This is a genomic window from Psychrobacter sp. Sarcosine-3u-12, assembly GCF_002836005.1.
Taxonomy (GTDB): Bacteria; Pseudomonadota; Gammaproteobacteria; order Pseudomonadales; family Moraxellaceae; genus Psychrobacter; species Psychrobacter okhotskensis.
Genome location: NZ_PJBY01000109.1, coordinates 277,420 through 298,195, shown reverse-complemented (window position 1 = coordinate 298,195; position 20,776 = coordinate 277,420). Strand labels below are relative to the sequence as shown.

Sequence of the window (20,776 nt, the reverse complement as noted above, 5' to 3'; positions counted from 1 at the left end):
TACCCATTACAATAGAGTTTAAAATAACAGAATTAAAAAATAATAGACTGCAAAATTGTACCAATACGCATCAATACGTACTAAATAAAGAGACTTAACTATGACCAAACATTATGACTATATTTCCATTGGTGGCGGTAGCGGTGGCATTGCTTCAATCAATCGAGCAGCGAGCTATGGCAAAAAATGCGCCATCATCGAAGCGGAGCAATTAGGCGGGACTTGCGTAAACTGGGGCTGCGTGCCCAAAAAGGTCATGTGGTATGGCGCTCATGTCGCTGAAACCATTCATAAGTTTGCACCAGATTACGGCTTTGCTGTTGAGCTAAAAGGCTTTGACTTTCAAAAGCTAGTTCAAAGTCGCCAGCAATATATCGAGAACATCCACCGCGCTTATGACAATAATCTCGCCAAAAACGGTGTCGAAGTCATAAAGGGCTTTGCCAAGTTTGTCGATACCAATACCGTCGAGGTCAATGGCGAACATATTACCGCTGACCATATCTTAATCGCTACAGGTGGTCATCCTATCAAGCCCAATATCAAGGGCGCGGAGCACGGCATTGACTCTGATGGTTTTTTTAAATTGACCCATTTACCAAAACGCGTGGCTATCGTCGGTGCAGGCTATATCGCGGTTGAGATCGCAGGTGTACTCAATAGTCTTGGTTCTGAGGTACATCTGTATGTGCGCAAACACTCGCCGCTACGCACCTTTGACCATACCATTGTCGAAACGTTATTGATAGAGATGGAGCAAGCGGGTATTCATTTGCATACCAATAGTGCAATAGCTGAGGTCAATAAAAACGCTGATGACAGCCTGAGCTTGTCTATCAACGATGATAGCGAAGGTCATGTCGATACCGTTGATTGTTTGATATGGGCGATAGGTCGTGCGCCCTCTATCGATAATATTAATCTGCAAGTGACTGGCGTTGCGACGACTGATGACGATAAAATCAAAGTCGATAAGTTCCAAAATACCAACGTCGATGGCATTTATGCGGTCGGTGATATTATTGAAAACAGCGTTGATCTGACCCCAGTGGCTATTGCGGCAGGTCGTCGCCTCTCAGAGCGCTTATTTAATGATAAACCTAATGAGCATCTAAGCTACGATTTGATACCGACAGTTATCTTTACTCACCCGCCTATCGGCACGATTGGCTTGTCTGAAATTGACGCTGTCAACCAATTTGGCAAAGACAATATCAAATGCTATAGCTCAAGCTTTACTGATATGTTTAGTGCGGTCACTCAGCATCGGCAAAAATGCACGATGAAGCTAGTGTGCTTAGGTGAGGACGAAAAAGTCGTTGGTTTGCATGGGATTGGCTTTGGCGTTGACGAGATGATTCAAGGCTTTGCCGTCGCAATCAAGATGGGCGCGACGAAAGCGGACTTTGATAATACCGTCGCTATTCATCCGACAGGTTCTGAAGAGTTTGTGACCATGCGTTAATGTCGCGTTGATATATGCGTTAGTTTTATAGGGTGTGTAAGTAGAGAGGCTATTCTTGAGAGAGTAGCCTTTTTTGCTGGGTTTGAGGACTATCTCTCACTTTAACGAATTATTTCGATATTCTTTATCTCACCCTTACATTTTTGAAATGAGTAACTTCATCCAAATTGCCTTGCACACTATTAGGTTGCGACTTTAACAGCACTGTCTGGTTAGGTAGCTTTACCGTGATGCCTTGGTTATTGATTTTATAGAGCACAGGTCTGTTGGTGAAGCTCAGTGTCTTCGTTGTTTTATCATAGTCAAACTGTCCTTCATAAAGCAGCTCAATTCTGTCTTCTTTATTTGCAAAAGCATAATATAATTGCTCGCTGCCATCTTTATACTGACTATCAATCACCAGTTTTTTGCCATTATCTATAATAAGGGTATAAATATAAGGTAGTGTGCCCGCTGCATTCTGATCATCATATTGCGGTAGCATTTCATAATTCTCGACCTTCATTTTGCCATTGACCCTTTTGCTTTCAGTAATAGATAGCAGGCTTCTTGAGTTATATTCTTCCTCAATAATACGCACCGCTACTAGCTTATTATTGATGACCTTAAACTCTTTAAACTGATGCCATGCTGCGCCACTCTTAGTCATCGTGTTTAAGGTTTTACTGTCTTTATCTATGCCAAAAAATCCGCAATAGCCTTGCGCTAGTTCAGTAAAACCTTCGCTAAGCACGAACCTGCTCCCTTGCTTGAGATAAACCTGATAAGAAGGCCCGCCGTAACAGCCGTAGCGACCATCTTGTAGTGCCAAGTCTTTTTTATTATCAAAATTAAAGTCATCGTATATGAGTACGCTATGTTCGCCATAATGCCTATTGGCAATATTAGCGCTAACCTTGTTGCCTAGTTGGTACGCTTCACTATTGCTCAGCTCATACTCTATATCAATATCAGTTGGCTGGCTAATCAGGGTTTGCTTGGTTTTGGCATCTATAATATTTATACTAGTGTTTTCTTCACTATCCTCATCGGCGCTAGTCTGAATAACCGCATAGTAATCGTCAGAAAAATCCTGAATCTGATAGGTTTCAGCTAAGGTAGTACGTGATAAAAAAGGCAACCCGAGCAGCGCTAAAGCTACAAAACGAAGCTTAAATAATATTTTGGTTGTATGGAAGAAAGTCATCGTTATCCTTAGCGCTATTAAAGAAAAAGGATGCCAACTCACATTAGCATCCTTCATTCAAAGGTTAGAAGTATCAAGCTGCCTTAAGACTATTTAATCAGTCTAATATTAAACGGGACTTTGAAATCCTGACCAGATGAGCATTTGACTGCACCCATAATACAAAAGACTAAGTGTGAAAAAGCATATAAAAATACGAATATCATCGGAATAAAGGCTAATGGCGCCCAAATAAATGCCAAAATAGCGCCAAGTATCATGGCCACAATCCATAACACGATATAAGTAATGAAAAAGGTGATACACCAATTAAGAGCTTCTTTAGCTTGCGACTGTACATAAGGATCATCTTTTTTGACCAGCATGATAATAAGTGGTGGAATAAAACCAAAAAATAAGCAACCGAGCCAGTTGATCAGCGCTAGATTTGTGGAATCTTGTGATTTTGTAGCAGTACTCGAATTATTGGCCGTTTGGGCTATATGGTTACTTTGTTGAGCAGTAACACCTTCACTAACCGGAATACCGCTATTGGGATGATTAACATCTTTGTTGATATTTATCTGATCTTGTTGGGCGTTGTCATTCATGGCTTCATTTATCCTGTTAAATTAGTTAGCTCTCTTTTTTGACTTACCTGCCCAAAACCCACTCATCATTGACTTGATATACTTTGAAGCTGCCTTTATCAGTACGGCTATTACCCGCTATCGTTTGGGTGATATCGGCGGTACACATAAATGTATTGTCGCCTTCAATAGAGTCGCAATTGACGTTTTCTACGCTTTCAAGCTTTGGCATCATACCCGAGAACATACCCCCCATCGCTTGAGCCATCTCGTTATCGCCCGCTTGAGCGACTGCATCATCCATTAGGCTATCTGCTTGCTCATACTGATCTTGGATCAATCCCTCGACGACTGTTGCAGAGGGTGCATCAGAGCAAGCGATAAATAATGGGGTTAGACATAATACAATCGCCAGTTTTTTAAAAGTGGTCATGGTTTCTCAAATTGAATCAAAAAGTTACTTTAATTATACATAACTGTAACTCATAACCCAACTTTATTTCTCGATATTTGCCTGTGTGTATAGCCAAACTATGAGAATGACTCCAATATTTAACGGAGTTTTTACTGCAAGGTTCAATAAACCCTATTATTTTAAATAAATTTTATAGTTTTGACTTATGACAACTATGATGCTTGATCAGACAGTTACTGCTATGATGAGGGTATTATTGATGTTGCGAGATGATTGTGTGGCAGGTTTATCTATATATTTTACCGATTGGTCTTGGGATTATGACACTAGCAGGTAGCTTACTATGTCTATTCGCATACCTCATGTCAGATGACAATGCGACGCGCTTGCCTGCTTTCAACTGGTTTAAGCGTTTAATTATCGTGGCATTTGTTCTGCTAAGTATTGGCTTGTTTATGACCTTTGGGCATTTTTGGGGTTAGCTCAAGTTTGAGATAGATAAAATTAACCTTTATGCGTTAACGACTTTCTCTAACTCTAATAGTTCTAAATCCTGACGTTTTGGTTCACCATTATTACCATCATCTGGAAACGGCATCTTATTCCCATTCAACTGATAGCCACGGCGCTGATAATAAGCCAATAGCTCTGGTCGATGGCTCAAAATAGACATAGTAAGACGGGTTGGTTGGTCGTTACTTTTTAAATGTCTTTCAGCGAAAGTTTCGGCGGCTTGTAATATCACATTACCAACGCCCTGCCCCTGCAGCTCTGGATGTACCGCAAACATACCGATATAAGCTTTGTTTTTATCAATGCTCGTATTTTGGTCGTCTTTATTTACATCACTATCAACTTTTATATCGACCGCGATACAACCCAACAGCTCACCGGTTTCATCTCCACCGCGTTCGCCTGTGGTCGTTTTTGGATAAATGAACAGATAGTGTTTTGGATTGGCAATGGTGCTTGCCAGCTCAGCTTGAGTGATACGAATACCACCGACTAAATCCGCTTCATTGGTCCAGCCCTCCGTCTCTCGGTAGCAACGGTTTAGTAACTGTTCGAGTGCGTCAATATCATCCGCTTCTGCTTGTCGTAAAAATACTGATTCTCTATTCAAGTGGTTTTTGCCTGTCTGTTCTTTATTTATCTGTTCTTTATTCATGAAACTGGTCGTCCTTTTCCGTCTATTTAGTATAAAAGGCTATATGATAAAAGGCTGATCTAAATTAATAGACCAGCCTTTATAGTAAACCTTATAACCCTCTAAATGCTAGCGTGATAACGCCTGCGCTTGCTCAATGAGATTAAATCCTGCATTAATTTGCGCGCGCGTTGGCGCATGACCACGGCGGAGTAGCTCAGAAAAGGCGACCAGCTCTTTATCACGCCCTAACGTGCTAGCAGCACTCGCACGCGTATCTTCCCCATCGTCATCAAAGTAATATTCGATATAATCTAGCGTATCTGGCGAGCCAAACAAGATTTTACTATCTGGCGAAGCAGCGTGTCCGCTATAGCGTAGGCTTTTGCCATATTGTGCCGTCCAAAAGAAAGGGATACGTTCCTCTAGCGAGTTGACATTGTCTTGATTTAAGATAGCTGCTGCCGTCACGATGCCATGTTGCAGAGCCACCCGCCAATGCTCAATACGCATACGTCCCATTTGGTTGGTCGCTTTGGCAATATCACCCAACGCATAGACGCCATCACGCAGTTGTAGATGCTCATCCACTTGGACGCCATCTGGAGCGTTCACCTCATTTAAAATCTCGGTACGTGGTGCTACGCCAGTACCTAAAATGACAACATCTGCTGCAATCGTACTGCCATCTGACAGTTTTACACCGCTGACTTTACTACCTTCTCCATTGATTTCATCAACACCCGCACCAAATGCGAACTTCACCCCTTTTTCTTCGTGGAGTTTGATGAGCGCATTACTCACCGTTTTAGAGACGATATTGCTCATGACGCGGCGGCTGCGCCCAATAACGGTGACAGATGCTGCCTTCTCCGCCTCCATTAAAGCAGACGCTGCTTCCATTCCGATAAAGCCCGTACCTACAATGACGACGTGCTTGTTATCACTGGCAGCTTTGATGTCTTTGGCATCATCCATACTGCGTAGCGTATAGACACCATCCAAATCAGCACCTTTAAAAGGCGGTATCTTAGGCTCAGCACCTGTCGCGACGACTAAGAAGTCTGCTGTGTGCTGCTCACTATTGCCTTTTTCGTCGGTTATGACGATGGTGCGCTCATTAGGCAATACTTCGCTCACGGTCTGGTTTAAGCGTAGCTCAATATTATTGTTGCTTGCCCAATCGCTACCGCCAAGCAATAACTTATCTGCACTTAGTTGCCCTGCCAAAAATGCTTTGGATAATAAAGGACGGTTGTAAGGGGCTGTATCATCTTTACTGATTAAGGTAATCTTGCCGCCATAACCTGTATGACGCAACTGATTGGCGGTCATAAAGCCTGCGCCACCGCCACCAACAATAATGGTATGCGTATCTGTCATTTTATCATTAGCAACACTATTATCTATCTTCGCTGAGGGATTGACAATTAGGCTATCGCCCTCATCTGTCAGCTCATATTGAGTCAGGCCGCGCATAGCAACAGGCTCTAAGAGCGAGCCATCGCGACTGTCAAAACTGCCATGGTGCCAAGGACAGACCACGCGATTGCCACAGCGCATACCGTCACCGAGATCTGCACCAACATGAGGGCATTTGCCATCAAAAGCAAAAAACTCATCCTCATCACGGGTGATTAAAATGATACTATCGTCTTTTTGCTTATATGACTTCATGCCGCCACTTGGGATGTCAGACTTATTAATAGTCACTAGATTTTTGGCAGCGATTTTATTATTGGCTTGGTTATCACTAACTTGGCTCATAGGTCATCCTTAACAGTTATAATTGTTTACTGAATAAAACGCGTTTGAGATATTCGATACACTTTAAAAAATACAGGTTTACTAGGGCGTGTCCTCAATTCAATTGATCATATCTAAACGGGCTAAAAATGGCTAAATTTTGCCAAACATCGTTAAATAGCTGGTTAATATCCCGATATTATCTGCGCTATTTTCCTTGTTTGACTGCAATTTATCTCATTTTTATCACCATTTTTAAAATGAGGACACGCCCTAAGAATTACTATATTTAAAAAAGCAGATTCATTGATAGTAGCAAGCCCAGTTAGCGTACGCTGTTTATTTGTATGTTTACTGCGTTGCAAAACGTAACTTTTTAACCTTCACTAACCTTCCGAATCCTTTTGCTAGTCTTTAATACGTCGCTTTACTCTCCCAATCTAAAACCTATCATTAAAATAAAAGATAACTTTATGACTTCTCAAAATCAAGACAACCAGAACGAAATGACCGTTAATTCTACTTCTCAACCTGACTCAGACAGTAAGCCATCTAATAATGAACAGCTTGATATCACTAGTGTCGATATCGAAGCCGCGACGGATACTGCGCAATTACCACAGCCAAACTTGCCACCTATCAAACAAGCGACTTACAAGACACATAATACAGATTTCGTCGTCAATGAAATATTGCCGTTAGAGTTTACAGGCGAGGGTGAGCATCTATGGCTACATATAGAGAAGTCAGGGATAAATACTGCTTATCTGGCTAAATTACTGTCAGAGTGGGCAGAGATTCCCTTACGTGATGTCGGTTACTCAGGACTCAAAGACCGTCATGCGCTGACGACGCAGTGGTTTAGCCTACGAATACCAAAAAAGCAATTGCCAGAGTCTGAGTTTGCACCTGTAGATATCAGCGACAACGAGTCTGTCACTATACTTGCCCAACATTGGCACAATAAAAAGCTTAATCGCGGTACACATAGGGCCAATCAATTTATTATCACCTTGCGAGATATTGAATTGGAAAACGACGATAAGTCGTCTGTAGAACAGCATTTAGCCCATATAAGCATAACGGGCGTGCCCAATTATTTTGGTCCACAGCGTTTTGGATGGAATGGTAATAATATTAGAGAAGCATTGTCGCTGTTTGCGCGTCCAGCGCCAGATAATAGACCACAGCCAAAAAAGAGCAAACGTAAAAAATCACCGCGCGAGCAAAACAGCATGGAATTGTCTGCTGCGCGTAGCTTGATATTTAATGAAATCTTAGCAGCGCGGGTACGGGATAGCAGTTGGAATACAGGGCTGGCAGGTGAAGTATTTAACTTAGATGGTTCAGGCTCGATATTTACCAGTGAAGCAATAGACGACACTTTACGTGCGCGAGTTGCTAGCGGTGATATTCATCCGACTGGCGTGTTATGGGGTATGGCTAATGACAAAGTCAGCAGTGTAGCAGCTCAAATTGAAAACGATGTTGTACAGAGTAATACGTTATTAACACAGCTGGCAATAGGGTTAGAGAAGCGCGATGTGAAAGCACAACGACGAGCGCTGAGACTACCAATTGAAGATATGAGCTGGGAGTGGCAAAATAATGATGAGCAAACGCTAGTATTAAACTTTACATTGACGACTGGCAGCTTTGCCACCAGTGTATTAGGGAGTTTGGTTCAGAAACTAAGTACATAGTAGTTAACGACTTAGCGAAAATAACGACTTGGCGCAAAAAACAGTATAGTCAATTTCATATAAGCGGCTAGCCAATCGAATAGCCGTTTAGGCGGCATTTACTTGGTCAGTGGCATTTGCTTAATAGGTGGTATTCGTTCAAGAACCCTTCATTTAATTGGCACTCATCTACGTACCATAAAGCGGCTCAACATTCTTCTTTTCTGCGGCGAGCATTTTGTTGGCGCTCACTACTTGATCACGACCTCGATCCTTAGCTTCATATAAGGCTTTGTCTGCCACCCGGATCAAACGCTGGCAAATATCGCTCGGCAGCTGCGCTTTTGATATCTGTCTAGCCACTTGCTTACTGGCGGGTAATTTAGCAGCTTGCCTGACTGATAATTTTGGCTGACTCTCTTTTTGTACCAAAGCATCATAATCCTCTTTGATACAGATGCGCTTATCATGAGTCAACGTATACAGTCCTAAACTGGCCGTTACCCTAAAACTGACGCTGTCATCGACCTTTATAATATGCTGCGCTATATCCTGCCGTAGCTGCTTAGCAATGAGCATAGCGCTATCGTGCTTGGTATCTGGCAGCACAATCAAAAACTCCTCACCACCATAGCGACTGACGATCGCCTCCTCTGTCAAAGACTGTAATAACGTCTGCGCCACCTCAAACAAAACCTGATCACCGATATCGTGTCCATAATTGTCATTGACCTCTTTAAACCAATCTAAATCCAATAAAATGACACTAAAATCTTGATCCTCGTCCACTGTCATGAGCGCCTGCTGCATTTGTGTCAGGCCATAACGGCGGTTTTTGAGCTTGGTTAACTCGTCTTGATTGGCATGTAACAAGATCTCGCTTTTACTATCATCCAATATCAATAACAGGGTACGAAACATATATACGATAAAAACGGCTTTGGGCAGGGCTAAATACACATGAGTTGAGCGCCAAAAGAGCGTTGACGATTGTTGTAAGGCACTAACACTGTCCCAGCCTAGCGCTGTATTTTTAAAGATGGCAGCGGCAACCATGTTCTCGACCGCCATGACTTCGTTATAAGTTAGATAACTTGGGCTATCAAGAATGGGGTAGATCACTGTTAACTGGCGCAAATTGGGCAAATCGATACCGAAATAAGGCGCTACAATAGCCAACAAAATCAGTAAAACCTGCAGCAAAAACACCCGCCACGCATAACGCCGCTTGATCAGCACCATGCCTAACATGGCGCCGCCAACCAACGATACTCCTGCAAACAAACTGCTGTAGCCTATCATCACGACGACCACAGCAATATAAAGGGTATAAGGCACAATTAACATAATTTGCCATTTACTCAAGTCTTTACAGTTGTCTCTAGTACGAGATAAGTAGCCGGTCAGCCACCAAAAAAACAACCCCATTACTGTCACTCCCAACCATAATGGATATAACAGAGGGATATTGACATAATCATCGAGCGCATCTCGAAAGCACCAGACCATCAAGCACCACAGCCAATGGGTGGAGATTTCTATCACCATAAATAAGGCCAGCAGCGACGCCCTATCGGCCGCCTGCCATTCAAAAATAACTCGGGAGAGTCTTTTATAGCCTAGATGAGATATCTTTACAGCCATAATTGGGCTACCGCAGATAGTATAAAGTTAGTAAGCTCAAATTAAAAAACAGTTCTCTTTGCCTTAAGCTTACTCTGAATAGCGCGTTTAGTCTGATAATTTTTACTTTATTTATAGCGTTGCTGTACTGGCTAATATACTAGGGTATATCCTCATAAAATGAGGGTTCAGTTTAAAAAATAATCATTTGTTGATCAAGTAGTTGAATCATACTTATCGATTATTTATAACGATTTTTAAATTAAGACAAAGTCGCAAAAGACTGCCAAATACCTTGCTGTTCAGGGTGCAATACCGGTACATCACCTATACGTCGCCACGGCATATTACTACCATGGAAGTCACTCCCTATCGAGGTAACGAGCTGGTGCTCGGCTATGCTGCGATCCACCATTCTACGAGTACTAATCGGCTCACTATTGGCAGGCAGCTCACAAGCATCGCCGCCCAACTGAGCGAACTCTTCGATAAGCTTACGTACTCGCGTCGCCGAGAGCTGATAGCGCGTTGGGTGCGCTAGGACTGCTTTGCCGCCGCACGCATGGATCAGCTCAATCCCATGCTGCATCGTCAATGCCTCGATTGCCACATAAGCGGGTTTATTGTCCGCCAAATACTTATCAAAGGCTTTTTGTACCGTCTTTACGTCACCGCGCTCAAACAGCACTTGACCAATATGCGCGCGTCCAACCGCTTGTGGATTGCCGCCTGCTTTATCCAGTATCGCTTGCCATAGCGTATCAAAATCAATCTCTAGCAGCGTACTGAGCTTTTCGGCGATACGCTGACCACGAGTCGCACGACTGTCTTGTAATTGCTGCAATGTTGCGTGCATTTTATCAAAATCGGTAAAATCCAATCCCAGCACATGAATGATCTTGTTGGTAGATTTATTTTTGCCATAACCACCGCTCAGCGTATGCTCGCAGCTGATTTCAACGCCGTTAATAAGCGTCATGCCGCAGCCCGTGGCGGTTGCCCTCGCCTCATCGATGCCGGCTAGGGTATCGTGGTCTGTCAATGCCAATACATCGACACCAGCCGCATGGGCACGCTGCACCACTTCCGTTGGCGCATAGGTGCCATCAGAGCAAGTACTGTGACAATGTAAATCGATTTTCATAAAAATAGCCTTAAGGTTTTGAATATGGTAATGATCATGAGTATGGTATCAATAAAATGCAAGAAAATGGCAAAGGCAGGTCATATAAAACGATTATCGTGTTGATTGCTTTTTTTTGGTGCAGTAGACGTGTAAACTACCCTATACGTTTTGTTGGACATGCCACACGCTATGAAAGCCCTATTAGACTTTATTCCCTTAATTGCTTTTTTTATTGTCGCCCGTACCCAAGGTATTTTGGCGGCAGCAGGCGCTTTACTGATTGCCACGATTGTTGTCTATGCTATTCACTTTATTCGCCAAAAAGGTAAATTTGATAAGCAGCAATGGGTGGTTTTATTATTAACCATCGTATTCTGTGGCGGCACGCTGTTGCTACGCGATGACATTTACTTGCGCTGGAAGTCACCGATTATTAACGGCATCTTTGCCTTGACGTTATTTGTCAGTGCCGCTATCAATAAGCCGTTGATGCAGTTGGCCATGAAAGAGGTCTTTACCCTTACGCTCAGTGGTTGGAAGAAGCTAACCGTTGCTTGGGCGCTGTTTTTTGCCATGATGGGTGTACTACATTATATCACGGCATTTACTATGTCAGATGAGGCTTGGATTAACTTCAAAACTTACGGCTGGATACCCATTATGTTGGTGTTCGTGGTCGCGCAGTTTGCGGTATTAAAAAAACATATCAATCCAGCGCTGACCGATAAAGCGGCTAAATAAGCACTGGTTAGGTAAATAGTCGCTAGATAAGTAAACATAAGAACAAGTCCAACACTCACCATTCGGTATGCCAGTTTATTATCTTATAATAACTGATTACTACTAAATTCTAATATTGATAATGATTAATCATTAATGATGATACGGTTTATTATTACTGTCTATTAAGGAATTATTATGTCTTTATTCGCCATTATTGGTCATGACGTTGCTAATAGCAGCGCACAGCGGCAGATCACTCGTGCTGAGCACGTCGAGCGTCTGCAAGCATTAGGACGCGAACAACGGTTAATTATCGCAGGTCCGACCCCTATTGAGCATGGTAAAAGCGAGATGTCAGGCAGCTTAATCATCGCCGACTTTGACTCACTCGAGGCAGCCCAAACATGGGCAAACGCTGAGCCCTACCTGCGCGACGGTGTATACAGTCACGTCGATATCAGACCCTTTATCCATACCTTGCCAAAGCCAGATGATAGCGCCTCAGACAAAGCAGTCAAGTCGTGAATCAGTGTGTATCCTGGTCAAAAAACCGCTACTATCAACGCAGTCTTGCTAGCGCCATGCTAATCACGGCTACGATAGCAATGACAGCGCACGCTGCGCCAACGGTCACAAATGTGAATCCTGCTACGACGGATCCGCTAGCGACAGCGCCGTTAGATGAACAGGCGGCTACCGCGCCAGCAATGACGCCAAATTCAAGCCTTGATATAAATAATACCTTGGCAGCACAGTTGCAACCTTCCAACAAGGCGCTAAACGCTGCCAATCAAGAGCTGCTCAGTCGCAATGCCCAACTACAACGACAGGTCAATGACCTGCAGACCCAAGCCAATGTGTTGGTTTATGAGAGTAAAGGTCAGCTGTTTTTATATGGCGCGTTCACGGTATTGATCAGCTTATTGGTGGGTATTTTTGTGTCTTGGTTAGTATTTGTGCGCCGCGAACGCTGGTAATAGCTGCATATCTATACTTAACGGCACTTAACGGCACTTAACGGCATTTGATGGACTTAAATTTCTCTGATGCTTCTCATATATCGTCAATCCAAAATAATATCAATACAATGAAACCGAGTGCAAGCTATACGTGATTATGGTCAGTGAGGTGGGTGGATGCTGTCGTGATATTATGGTTGACATATAGTCAAACTATTCTAAAACGCGATGGTATTGCTGATATCAATTTTTTGTCGCCTCTGTCTGCGCAGGCACAGCAAGCAAGAAAAATGGATATCAGCAGTGCCTGATGTGTCGATATTATTCCTCACTGACTATAGCTAAAAACGCTCCTAAGAACTTTGCCATGTCTAACGCTCAAATTAAAAATGCTGAACAGCCCAATATTATTACGCCTGCCAACATCGATTGGCAGATGGATGATACGGGCAATAGAGTGCCGGTATCAGGCGAGTTTGGTGATGTCTACTTCTCACACGCCGATGGTCTAGCAGAGTCGCGCCACGTGTTTTTAGCACACAATCAACTGCCAGCGCGACTAGCAGACCTTGCCCCAAAGCAATGCTTTACGATCGCTGAGTTGGGCTTTGGGACAGGGCTGAACCTTTTAGCGACTTGGCAACTATGGCGACAGCTGCGTGATAAGCAGCCACACTTAGCCACTGCTCGCCTGCATTTTATAACGACAGAAAAATATCCTATTCCCCTTGCAGATTTAACGCAGATACTCATCTTGTGGGGGCAGCGCGCACCTGAGCTTACCGAATTCATCAAGCCTCTACTAACGGCATACCCACCCCTTATCGCGGGCTGTCATCGTTTGAAGTTTTTTGAGGATAATCTGACCGTTGATATATGGCTTGGCGATGCGGCCGATAGCTTGGGCAAATTAGCAGTAGATACATCCCTTAAGCCTACGCCCTACATCGATGCTTGGTTTTTAGATGGCTTCGCCCCTTCTTGCAATAGCAGCTTATGGGCTGACGCTATCTTTGCACAAATGCAGCGTTTATCACGACCAATGACTACCGCCGCTACCTATAGCTGTGCCGGTATCGTCAAACGTGCATTGCAAGAGTGCGGCTTTCAGATTAAAAAAGTAAAGGGCTTTGGCCGTAAACGCGAAATGTTAACGGCAATCATGAGTAATCCTAAGCTCGCAGATGATAACCATAGTATAAATGGTAATGCTGCGCCACCTAGCGAGCAGAGCCATACCATTGTCATTGGTGCAGGCGTCTCTGGCCTGCTAACGGCTTGGGCGCTGGCCAATCGCGGCATTCAAGTCAGCTTACTAGACAAATCAGCACCTTTGGCAGGCGCCTCAGGCAATCCGCGTGCTCTGCTTGCACCTAAGATGACACCGCTTCATCATGTCGACGAGCATCTGCATAGCATAGGCTATCTTTACAGCAACCGGCTCTATCGCTTGCTAAATAAAACAGCTGAGAAGGAAAGCGGAGCACCCATACTGGAGCCGACTGGCGCGCTTGATTTATTAATCAAAGCCAATATCGGTACAGAGCAAATCGCTGATTATCCTGACGACATGGCAAACACACTATCCTGCGAACAGGCGCAAAACGTTAGTGGCTTAAAAGCACAAAATTTATTAGAAAATCTCTACTTACCTCAATCTGGCTTGGTGAATCCGCAGGCGTTAAAAAACACTATACTGACGCATCCATTAATCCACTTTCAGCAGTTGGATGTTACGAATATTAGTGAGATGGAGGCTAGTGTCTGTATTGAGGGTAGTAACCAGAATAAGAGTTTACTCTCTATTAGCGCTGATAACGTCGTTATTTGCGCCGCTTATGAGAGTCATAAGCTAGACAAGCGTATTTTTGATTGCCGTAAGATTCGCGGTCAGCTCTCGTGGTTTGTGCCAACCGCTGAGCAGTACGCTAAGCTACCCAAAATACCGCTTAAATATAGCGGTTACTGCGCCTCATTTATCGCGCAAACTGGTGACGATGATTTAAATAAGGTAATAACTGGTGCACCGCATTTATTATTGGGGGCGAGCTTTGTACGCAATGATACAGATACGGATGTCCGCAATGAAGAGCATCAGATTAGCCGCGATAAGCTGGTGACTGCCATTCCCGAGATGAAATCGATTATTCCAACAGATATCAGTTTGTGGCAAGGACGAGCAGGCATCCGCACTCAAACACCTGATTATCATCCAATCGTTGGACAGTTAGCCCGCAGCAAACGGATGTGGCTCATGAGTGCGATGGGTGCTAAGGGTTATGCACTGGCACCCATATGCGCTGAGGCCTTGGCAGATATGATGTTAGGGTCGTTTCCACCCTTATCGACAGCGATGCTTGCGCGCCTGTCGCCAAATCGTACACGCTTGCAGACGTCGCTCATTTAAGCAATTTGAGCATAGCGAACAAATTTAGCTATACTTTTTACCTATTTTGTTTAGCTGTCTTTATCACTACTGTCCATTCTTGATTTAACGGCACCAAACAATGACTTGCCGGACTCTGCTGTGTTTGTATTTTGATTGGATATTCGCGCCGTACTATCACTATCTAGGTTTAACGTTGGGGCGATAAGCGTGCGAATTTGCGCTTCATCGCGAGTGTTTTTTTGAATCGTCACCGCTGCAAATAGACTCATGGTAAATGCCATCATATAAAAGCCTTTTTCGCTTAAGCTCAAACCCCCTGCATTCATGAGCCCAACGGCAATAAGAAAAATGGATACCGCCAGCGCTGCCCAACTGATTAAATAATATAAATTGGTGGTTGGAATACCCTCAGCGCGATCACGTAACGTTTTTTGCAAGCTAATCGCAGAGTATAGACCCAGTGCCAAAACGGCAAAGTAGTAGCCTTTCTCATTAAGTAGCATACTTTGTGCATTCCATAATCCCAGCAGATAGGCCAATACGCCTACCAGCATCACGGCCCAAGAGGTACCGACATAAGCAATAGTCGGCTTATAAGCTGCTAGCTGACTCTTCGTAATTGTGTCATTATCCATTATCATCCTTAACGACTTATCCATTATTATTTATTAATATAAAGTAATACTCGCCAACTAGTGTTGTCCCTTCAGGTAAAATAACACAGATGTGTTATGTTGTAATATAGAAATATTTTAAATATAGCGATACTCTTATCATCATCGTTTTTATCACGACAGAGTCTAAACATGTCTTTTTTTAGTTTACTGATTTTGCTAAGCCTGATCCTTATTGTGCCGATATTCTTTGTGATGAAAGAAAAGTCTCGACAGTTGCAAATTGATTCAACACAGCGCCATCGCGAGTATCTGGCGTCCGCGACCAAGGCCTCATTAGAGAATAATACTAAGGTGGCTACAAGTGAGGTCGCGAATGGACTTGCCGTTATTAACTTCTCATCGCAGCATCCTTTTATAAAACGGCTGTATGATGAGCGCGTACCGTCCGCTTTTCGAGCAATCATGGACGATATTGGTCAACAGTATGAAGGCACCCATCATCAGCAAATAACCGAATCACAATTATTTACTCTCAATAAATTAATAGAAACTCGGATTCCTGAATTGATTGATGACTATCTCAGCCTTGATGCAAACTATGCAAAAACCGTCATTATTGATAGTGATAAAGCAGCGACCAGCTACACCATGGTATTGGAACAATTGCGCTCTATTTTGGACTTTGCACAAAAGCTCAATACCCAAAGTCAAAGTGGCGTCGTCGATAAGCTTCTTGCCAGCCGTCGCTATTTGGATGACGTATATCAAGAGAGCGGAACGACAGCTGATATATTAAAAATAAAGTGAGACCTGCCAATGGCTTATCAACAAACCACCCTAACCCTTCCTGCCTACGCGCGCGGCATTCACATCATAACGCCGCTGATTGAAGAGGCCATTAGTCAGCTCTTACCGAATTCGGCTAAAGCAGGGTTGATGCATCTATTTTTACAACATACCTCCGCAAGCCTAGCCATCAACGAAAATGCTGACCCGGATGTCAGATTAGATACCGAAGACTGGCTGAACAAAATCGCGCCAGCCGATCAACCGGAATATCGCCACATCTTAGAAGGTTCGGATGACCTACCAGCGCATTTTAAAAGCATGCTGTTTGGCGTAAGTTTGACTGTGCCGCTGGTAAATGGGGCGCTAGGACTAGGAACGTGGCAAGGCATTTATTTATGTGAACATCGAGACCATCTTGAAACGTATGGTGGCAATCGCAAAATTATCATTACCGTCAATACTTAATCAATGGTCACCAATGGTAGATTGTTCCTTACCCTTTACTGTGCTTAAATAACACTCTCTTTACCAATAGTCATCTGCTTATGAAAACCCATCTATTTACGCCAGCCAAGCCTACGCGCTATCTTCGTGTACTGCCTGTTATTTTTTTGAGTATGTTTTTAGTCACTGCTTGTGAAAAGTCATCAGAATCTGAGACAGTTAACGAGACCACCACTGATGCAGCAGTCCAAACGACACCTGTGACCTCTAACATCAATGTACCTGAAGTGACGGATAGAGAGGCAAATGCCGCTGAGACTACTGTAGACTCAGCGCAAGATGTCAGCTTAAACGAGCTTGAGAAAGATCTTGAGCCAACGGATAGCGCAGCAAACAACGCGGCTGTTGCGCCCAATCCAGAGCAAGCCATCAAGGGCGCTCAAATCACTGATGTTCGCTATAAAAGCGCAGCAGGTGAATCGTTATCTGTCGTTTTTGAAACCTCAGCAGCAGGCATACTCAACGCTATCGTCACCTTACCCAACAAACCAAAAATGACCCTAAGCGCGCCAGAGGGTCAAGGCAACAATCCGACTTACCGCTCAAGCGATGGCAGTATTCAGTTGGTCAGTCATGCAGGTGGTGGTAGTATTGATTTTATTCGCAATAATAAAGTTACCAGCTTTGATGCGGTCAGTGCTGAAGCGGAAGTCATTACAGAATAACGATGGCAAAAAAACTAACATTAATAAATAGACACTAAAAAAGCATGCAATAAAAAAGGCGGCAAATATTATAGATATTTGCCGCCTTTTTTAGGCTTGTGGAGCTTTAACCAAAACCAGTTGTGTTGCCAAACAGACTTACCAGCCAGCCAATCATTGCCCACAGTCCCCAGCCAATCACTACAATGACGAGTAAGCCGAGCATATCGGGAATATGTAGATACAACCATGCAACGACTGGATTACGCCAAAAGAAAGCAAAGCGGCTTTGCTGCTGCTTATCTTCTAATGACTGATGCAAAAACGGTCGATCCATATGCATCGTTTCCGTGATGCCATACTCATCGTGTAGATGCTCATGGACGATGGTCAAGGTTTTGCGACTGGGACGAATAAAGATATCAAGCAACGTGCCAATGCCCGGTACGATACCCACGACCATATCAATCAGTGCCAATCTAACCGCTGGCGTCATCTTATGCGCAGGGACGCCCAACTGCCGACCTAATATAAAAGCATAGCTGGTCAAAGCCAATCCAGCCAAATCTCCTGCCAGCGGAATGGTCGAGAGCGCTGCATCAGCGCCCATGCCTTGCTTGGTAAAAGGCACACGTACCAGCGAATCCATCGTATTGGCAAATTTTGCCAGCTTACGCTCGGTCGCGATGACTTGTGCGCGTGTTAGGCCATGCGCGGCTAGCTTTGCCTGATAATCGATAACTGGCGCATTAATATCAGCGCCCTTTTTCGCTTTTGACTTTGAGAGCTTTTTGAAGTTATCCATTAAAAGTCGTCCATAAACAAGCGATGGCGATAAGAGCAAAGACGTAACGCCCTACCCATATGTTGGCTAAAAACGCCTGAAAACAAGCCATAGCTTGACGACTGGCACAAGCGCTGTTTTGCTTGGCGAACATCATTGCGACTAGTGCCAAACCAAATACGGGTATGACACCTAACGTCGTCGGTGCGAAGTAATGCCACATAACCATGCCCATGATCAGCAAAAACAATGTTTGTAGCAGCGAGATAATAATCACATCGTAGCGACCGAATAATATCGCCGTTGATTTTACCCCAATTTTTAAATCATCCTCACGGTCAGCCATGGCGTACTGGGTATCATAGGCCACTGTCCAGCACATATAAGCGATAAATAACAGCCAACCCCAGATATCAGGTGCGCCCTGTATCGCCACATATGACATCGGTATCGCCCAACCAAAAGCGGCAGCTAAAAACACTTGCGGCAAATGGGTAAAACGCTTCATAAATGGATAAATGAAGGCCAGTATGAGAGCGCCAAGCGACCAATAGAACACTTCAACGGGCAGGAAAAATAGCAAACCAGCACTGAGTGATACCAGTACTAAAAAGGCCGCAATGGCTTCCTTGCCAGACAAGCGCCCATCGGCAAGCGGTCGCCCTTTGGTGCGGCTGACATAACCATCGACCTTGCGATCGGCAAAGTCATTAATCGCGCAACCTGCCGCCCGCATAAAAATCGCGCCTAGCGCAAAAAGTACAAATATCTTGAGGCTTGGCAAGCCTGCTGTTGCCCCTTGCTGCTGCGCTTGACCCATAGCAGCCAGCATCACGCCCCATAGCGTTGGCCAGAGTAACAGCTCAATACCAACGGGCTTATCAAAGCGTGTCAGCTGCAGGTAAGCGTGTAGCTTTTCTTTAAAACTTAAAGCTGAGTGATGGTTGGTCATAGAACCCTTACCTCTAAATATACCTTTTTTAAATAGTCAGATTTCAACGCACTGTCTCTAAGTTTGCCATTTCTTCGCAAACAGTCTCTAAACGTTCTGCCACAGTCGATTTGCTTCGATGAGTGATATCTCAGGATATTGTTTGCGTAAGGCTTTAATCGCAGGGACTTTATCTTTTTGTGCTGCCTGCTTACGCAAAAACGCCAATTGCTCTTGCGGATTGCCTAACTCTTTAAGACGTGCTTCCAGCCGTAGAATTCGGGTGCGCAGGATGATATTTACCAATAGCAAGCCGGCACCCATGATCCATATTATCAACGTTGTCATCCCTGCTCCTAAACTTAATAGCCTTAAATTTAATACATTTAAAGTTAGCAATCATAAAGTTAACGATCGGAAACCTGCTCACTAAGCACATTTATGATAATCAAAAACAGCTATTAAAAAGCAGTGATCAAAAAACCATGTTTGAAAATAACAGCCATCAAACAAAATAACCATCAAAGCGTACGGCTTCGTTATGCCAGCTTTCACTGGGTTGTTGATTAGCGAGTAACGGTGCCAACTGCGGGCGCTTGACGACTACGCGACCCCGTAGTTGTGTGTGTTGCCCATTTTGACGAACGACTGCTTGCGCAGATTGTAGCAATTGCAGTTCTTCCTCTGAGGTCGGCGGGCTAGCCAACTGATGCAATGCTTGCATATGCTTGCCCACTTTAGCACCTTTACCTGTTTTACTATCTTGGTAACTATCCTCTGGAAACATCGGATCCAGATATACCACATCGATTGCTTTCGCATCGACTTCTTTAACGTTATCCGCATCAGCTTGTAGGCTTGCAAAATAACTATTTTTAAAATAACTGAGCGCATCAGTATTGATAATCTGTAGCCGACTCATAAGCTTTTGCCAATTTGCTAGCGCACTCATACGCTGCTGTTCTGCTAGCAAAAGCAGCGCCATCAAAGGCTGCTGCTCGAGCATAATGACCTGTGCACCCGTACTGGCCAATATCAGACTATCATGACCAAATCCCGCTGTGGCATCAATAACCTGACTGTCCGATGTAATTTTTGCCGCTTGTAATAATAGTTCAGACTTACGCCCCGCACTCACCACACGGCGTTGCAGCTTATCCCATTCGGGTGCAACACTCAGTCCATCGCTCAGCCATGATAGCTTGTTTTTGTCATCTAATAGTAAGATAGGTTGGGTGGCTGTCTGGCTTAATTGCTGGCGACGTTTTTGATTAAGCTTAGCAGTAAACAGCTCAAGGTGTAAAATAATGGGCAGCTGATGAGTAATTATCAACGCTTGTATATCTGCAACCTGACTATCCTGAGACTCGCTAACGTAGACAAGTTGGCAATGTGTAAAGCTATTAGATACTGGTTGCAAACTGCTCATAATAGCCCTTCCTTCTTACCACTCAAAACCGCATGTATTATCATAAAA

21 protein-coding genes are annotated in these 20,776 nt (G+C 43.9%); 9 read left to right on the top strand and 12 right to left on the bottom strand.

Going from position 1 to position 20,776, the window contains the following annotated elements:
• The first annotated feature begins 100 nt into the window (after positions 1-100).
• The gene (gene gorA, locus CXF65_RS13160) at positions 101-1,465 is read left to right on the top strand and encodes a glutathione-disulfide reductase (RefSeq protein ID WP_101212445.1); all 1,365 of its coding nucleotides are present in this window, start codon (positions 101-103) and stop codon (positions 1,463-1,465) included.
• Positions 1,466-1,589: 124 nt separating this feature from the next.
• On the opposite strand, the gene CXF65_RS13155 is transcribed toward gorA, so the two are convergent.
• From CXF65_RS13155 to CXF65_RS13130, 5 genes are all read right to left on the bottom strand, one after another.
• A complete protein-coding gene (locus CXF65_RS13155; RefSeq protein WP_157824079.1) occupies positions 1,590-2,693 on the bottom strand; it encodes an XAC2610-related protein in 1,104 nt (367 codons plus the stop codon).
• Between the two features lie 47 nt (positions 2,694-2,740).
• Entirely contained in the window at positions 2,741-3,241 is a 501-nt protein-coding gene (locus CXF65_RS13150; protein ID WP_101212441.1) for a DUF4870 domain-containing protein, read from the bottom strand.
• A 43-nt stretch (positions 3,242-3,284) separates the two neighbouring features.
• A complete protein-coding gene (locus CXF65_RS13145; RefSeq protein WP_101212439.1) occupies positions 3,285-3,653 on the bottom strand; it encodes a hypothetical protein in 369 nt (122 codons plus the stop codon).
• Positions 3,654-4,146: 493 nt separating this feature from the next.
• Positions 4,147-4,803: a GNAT family N-acetyltransferase gene (locus tag CXF65_RS13135; protein WP_101212435.1), complete on the bottom strand. Its 657-nt coding sequence runs from the start codon at positions 4,801-4,803 to the stop codon at positions 4,147-4,149.
• A 108-nt stretch (positions 4,804-4,911) separates the two neighbouring features.
• The gene (locus CXF65_RS13130; protein ID WP_101212433.1) at positions 4,912-6,549 is read right to left on the bottom strand and encodes an FAD-dependent oxidoreductase; all 1,638 of its coding nucleotides are present in this window, start codon (positions 6,547-6,549) and stop codon (positions 4,912-4,914) included.
• Between the two features lie 452 nt (positions 6,550-7,001).
• Here CXF65_RS13130 and truD point away from each other — a divergent pair, with 452 nt between their 5' ends.
• Positions 7,002-8,231, top strand: a complete 1,230-nt coding sequence (gene truD, locus CXF65_RS13120) for a tRNA pseudouridine(13) synthase TruD (protein WP_101212431.1) — start codon at positions 7,002-7,004, stop codon at positions 8,229-8,231.
• Positions 8,232-8,399: 168 nt separating this feature from the next.
• Here the strand turns inward: truD and CXF65_RS13115 are convergent, their stop codons facing one another.
• Positions 8,400-9,854: a sensor domain-containing diguanylate cyclase gene (locus CXF65_RS13115; RefSeq protein WP_198552012.1), complete on the bottom strand. Its 1,455-nt coding sequence runs from the start codon at positions 9,852-9,854 to the stop codon at positions 8,400-8,402.
• Positions 9,855-10,095: 241 nt separating this feature from the next.
• A complete protein-coding gene (locus CXF65_RS13110; RefSeq protein WP_101212426.1) occupies positions 10,096-10,977 on the bottom strand; it encodes a PHP domain-containing protein in 882 nt (293 codons plus the stop codon).
• A 171-nt stretch (positions 10,978-11,148) separates the two neighbouring features.
• Here CXF65_RS13110 and ispZ point away from each other — a divergent pair, with 171 nt between their 5' ends.
• The 4 genes from ispZ to mnmD all read left to right on the top strand — a co-directional run bounded on the left by ispZ (position 11,149) and on the right by mnmD (position 15,048).
• On the top strand, positions 11,149-11,700 hold the full coding sequence (ispZ, locus tag CXF65_RS13105; RefSeq protein WP_101212424.1) for a septation protein IspZ: 552 nt from the start codon (positions 11,149-11,151) through the stop codon (positions 11,698-11,700).
• A gap of 177 nt (positions 11,701-11,877) precedes the next feature.
• Positions 11,878-12,207, top strand: coding sequence for a YciI family protein (locus CXF65_RS13100; protein ID WP_101212422.1), 330 nt, complete (start codon positions 11,878-11,880; stop codon positions 12,205-12,207).
• Entirely contained in the window at positions 12,204-12,659 is a 456-nt protein-coding gene (locus tag CXF65_RS13095) for a hypothetical protein (protein ID WP_101212420.1), read from the top strand. The genes CXF65_RS13100 and CXF65_RS13095 overlap by 4 nt, the downstream gene beginning before the upstream one ends.
• Positions 12,660-13,008: 349 nt before the next feature.
• Entirely contained in the window at positions 13,009-15,048 is a 2,040-nt protein-coding gene (mnmD, locus tag CXF65_RS13090; RefSeq protein WP_101212418.1) for a tRNA (5-methylaminomethyl-2-thiouridine)(34)-methyltransferase MnmD, read from the top strand.
• A gap of 50 nt (positions 15,049-15,098) precedes the next feature.
• Here the strand turns inward: mnmD and yiaA are convergent, their stop codons facing one another.
• Positions 15,099-15,665, bottom strand: coding sequence for an inner membrane protein YiaA (gene yiaA / locus CXF65_RS13085; RefSeq protein ID WP_198552011.1), 567 nt, complete (start codon positions 15,663-15,665; stop codon positions 15,099-15,101).
• A gap of 171 nt (positions 15,666-15,836) precedes the next feature.
• Between yiaA and CXF65_RS13080 the strand changes: the two genes are divergently transcribed.
• The 3 genes from CXF65_RS13080 to CXF65_RS13070 all read left to right on the top strand — a co-directional run bounded on the left by CXF65_RS13080 (position 15,837) and on the right by CXF65_RS13070 (position 17,605).
• On the top strand, positions 15,837-16,454 hold the full coding sequence (locus tag CXF65_RS13080) for a hypothetical protein (protein WP_101212414.1): 618 nt from the start codon (positions 15,837-15,839) through the stop codon (positions 16,452-16,454).
• A 9-nt stretch (positions 16,455-16,463) separates the two neighbouring features.
• Complete coding sequence (locus tag CXF65_RS13075; RefSeq protein WP_025652467.1) at positions 16,464-16,901, top strand: secondary thiamine-phosphate synthase enzyme YjbQ; 438 nt, start codon at positions 16,464-16,466, stop codon at positions 16,899-16,901.
• A gap of 80 nt (positions 16,902-16,981) precedes the next feature.
• The gene (locus CXF65_RS13070; RefSeq protein WP_101212412.1) at positions 16,982-17,605 is read left to right on the top strand and encodes a hypothetical protein; all 624 of its coding nucleotides are present in this window, start codon (positions 16,982-16,984) and stop codon (positions 17,603-17,605) included.
• Between the two features lie 106 nt (positions 17,606-17,711).
• On the opposite strand, the gene CXF65_RS13065 is transcribed toward CXF65_RS13070, so the two are convergent.
• The 4 genes from CXF65_RS13065 to CXF65_RS13050 form a co-directional block, all read right to left on the bottom strand.
• Positions 17,712-18,389 (bottom strand): DUF4112 domain-containing protein, encoded by a 678-nt coding sequence (locus tag CXF65_RS13065; protein WP_025652465.1) that lies wholly within the window; start codon positions 18,387-18,389, stop codon positions 17,712-17,714.
• Positions 18,382-19,320, bottom strand: a complete 939-nt coding sequence (gene ubiA, locus CXF65_RS13060; RefSeq protein WP_025652464.1) for a 4-hydroxybenzoate octaprenyltransferase — start codon at positions 19,318-19,320, stop codon at positions 18,382-18,384. Before ubiA ends, CXF65_RS13065 begins: the two co-directional genes overlap by 8 nt.
• Positions 19,321-19,407: 87 nt before the next feature.
• Positions 19,408-19,647 (bottom strand): hypothetical protein, encoded by a 240-nt coding sequence (locus CXF65_RS13055; protein ID WP_101212410.1) that lies wholly within the window; start codon positions 19,645-19,647, stop codon positions 19,408-19,410.
• Positions 19,648-19,804: 157 nt separating this feature from the next.
• A complete protein-coding gene (locus CXF65_RS13050) occupies positions 19,805-20,728 on the bottom strand; it encodes a class I SAM-dependent methyltransferase (RefSeq protein WP_101212408.1) in 924 nt (307 codons plus the stop codon).
• Positions 20,729-20,776 lie beyond the last annotated feature (48 nt).

Excerpts from the sequence above, each read along its gene's own strand:
- gorA (WP_101212445.1), top strand. The coding sequence starts at position 101 with ATGACCAAACATTATGACTATATTTCCATTGGTGGCGGTAGCGGTGGC.
- CXF65_RS13150 (WP_101212441.1), bottom strand. The coding sequence starts at position 3,241 with ATGAATGACAACGCCCAACAAGATCAGATAAATATCAACAAAGATGTT.
- CXF65_RS13145 (WP_101212439.1), bottom strand. The coding sequence starts at position 3,653 with ATGACCACTTTTAAAAAACTGGCGATTGTATTATGTCTAACCCCATTA.
- CXF65_RS13135 (WP_101212435.1), bottom strand. The coding sequence starts at position 4,803 with ATGAATAAAGAACAGATAAATAAAGAACAGACAGGCAAAAACCACTTG.
- CXF65_RS13130 (WP_101212433.1), bottom strand. The coding sequence starts at position 6,549 with ATGAGCCAAGTTAGTGATAACCAAGCCAATAATAAAATCGCTGCCAAA.
- truD (WP_101212431.1), top strand. The coding sequence starts at position 7,002 with ATGACTTCTCAAAATCAAGACAACCAGAACGAAATGACCGTTAATTCT.
- CXF65_RS13115 (WP_198552012.1), bottom strand. The coding sequence starts at position 9,854 with ATGGCTGTAAAGATATCTCATCTAGGCTATAAAAGACTCTCCCGAGTT.
- CXF65_RS13110 (WP_101212426.1), bottom strand. The coding sequence starts at position 10,977 with ATGAAAATCGATTTACATTGTCACAGTACTTGCTCTGATGGCACCTAT.
- ispZ (WP_101212424.1), top strand. The coding sequence starts at position 11,149 with ATGAAAGCCCTATTAGACTTTATTCCCTTAATTGCTTTTTTTATTGTC.
- CXF65_RS13100 (WP_101212422.1), top strand. The coding sequence starts at position 11,878 with ATGTCTTTATTCGCCATTATTGGTCATGACGTTGCTAATAGCAGCGCA.
- mnmD (WP_101212418.1), top strand. The coding sequence starts at position 13,009 with ATGTCTAACGCTCAAATTAAAAATGCTGAACAGCCCAATATTATTACG.
- yiaA (WP_198552011.1), bottom strand. The coding sequence starts at position 15,665 with ATGGATAATGACACAATTACGAAGAGTCAGCTAGCAGCTTATAAGCCG.
- CXF65_RS13080 (WP_101212414.1), top strand. The coding sequence starts at position 15,837 with ATGTCTTTTTTTAGTTTACTGATTTTGCTAAGCCTGATCCTTATTGTG.
- CXF65_RS13075 (WP_025652467.1), top strand. The coding sequence starts at position 16,464 with ATGGCTTATCAACAAACCACCCTAACCCTTCCTGCCTACGCGCGCGGC.
- CXF65_RS13070 (WP_101212412.1), top strand. The coding sequence starts at position 16,982 with ATGAAAACCCATCTATTTACGCCAGCCAAGCCTACGCGCTATCTTCGT.
- CXF65_RS13065 (WP_025652465.1), bottom strand. The coding sequence starts at position 18,389 with ATGGATAACTTCAAAAAGCTCTCAAAGTCAAAAGCGAAAAAGGGCGCT.
- ubiA (WP_025652464.1), bottom strand. The coding sequence starts at position 19,320 with ATGACCAACCATCACTCAGCTTTAAGTTTTAAAGAAAAGCTACACGCT.
- CXF65_RS13055 (WP_101212410.1), bottom strand. The coding sequence starts at position 19,647 with ATGACAACGTTGATAATATGGATCATGGGTGCCGGCTTGCTATTGGTA.
- CXF65_RS13050 (WP_101212408.1), bottom strand. The coding sequence starts at position 20,728 with ATGAGCAGTTTGCAACCAGTATCTAATAGCTTTACACATTGCCAACTT.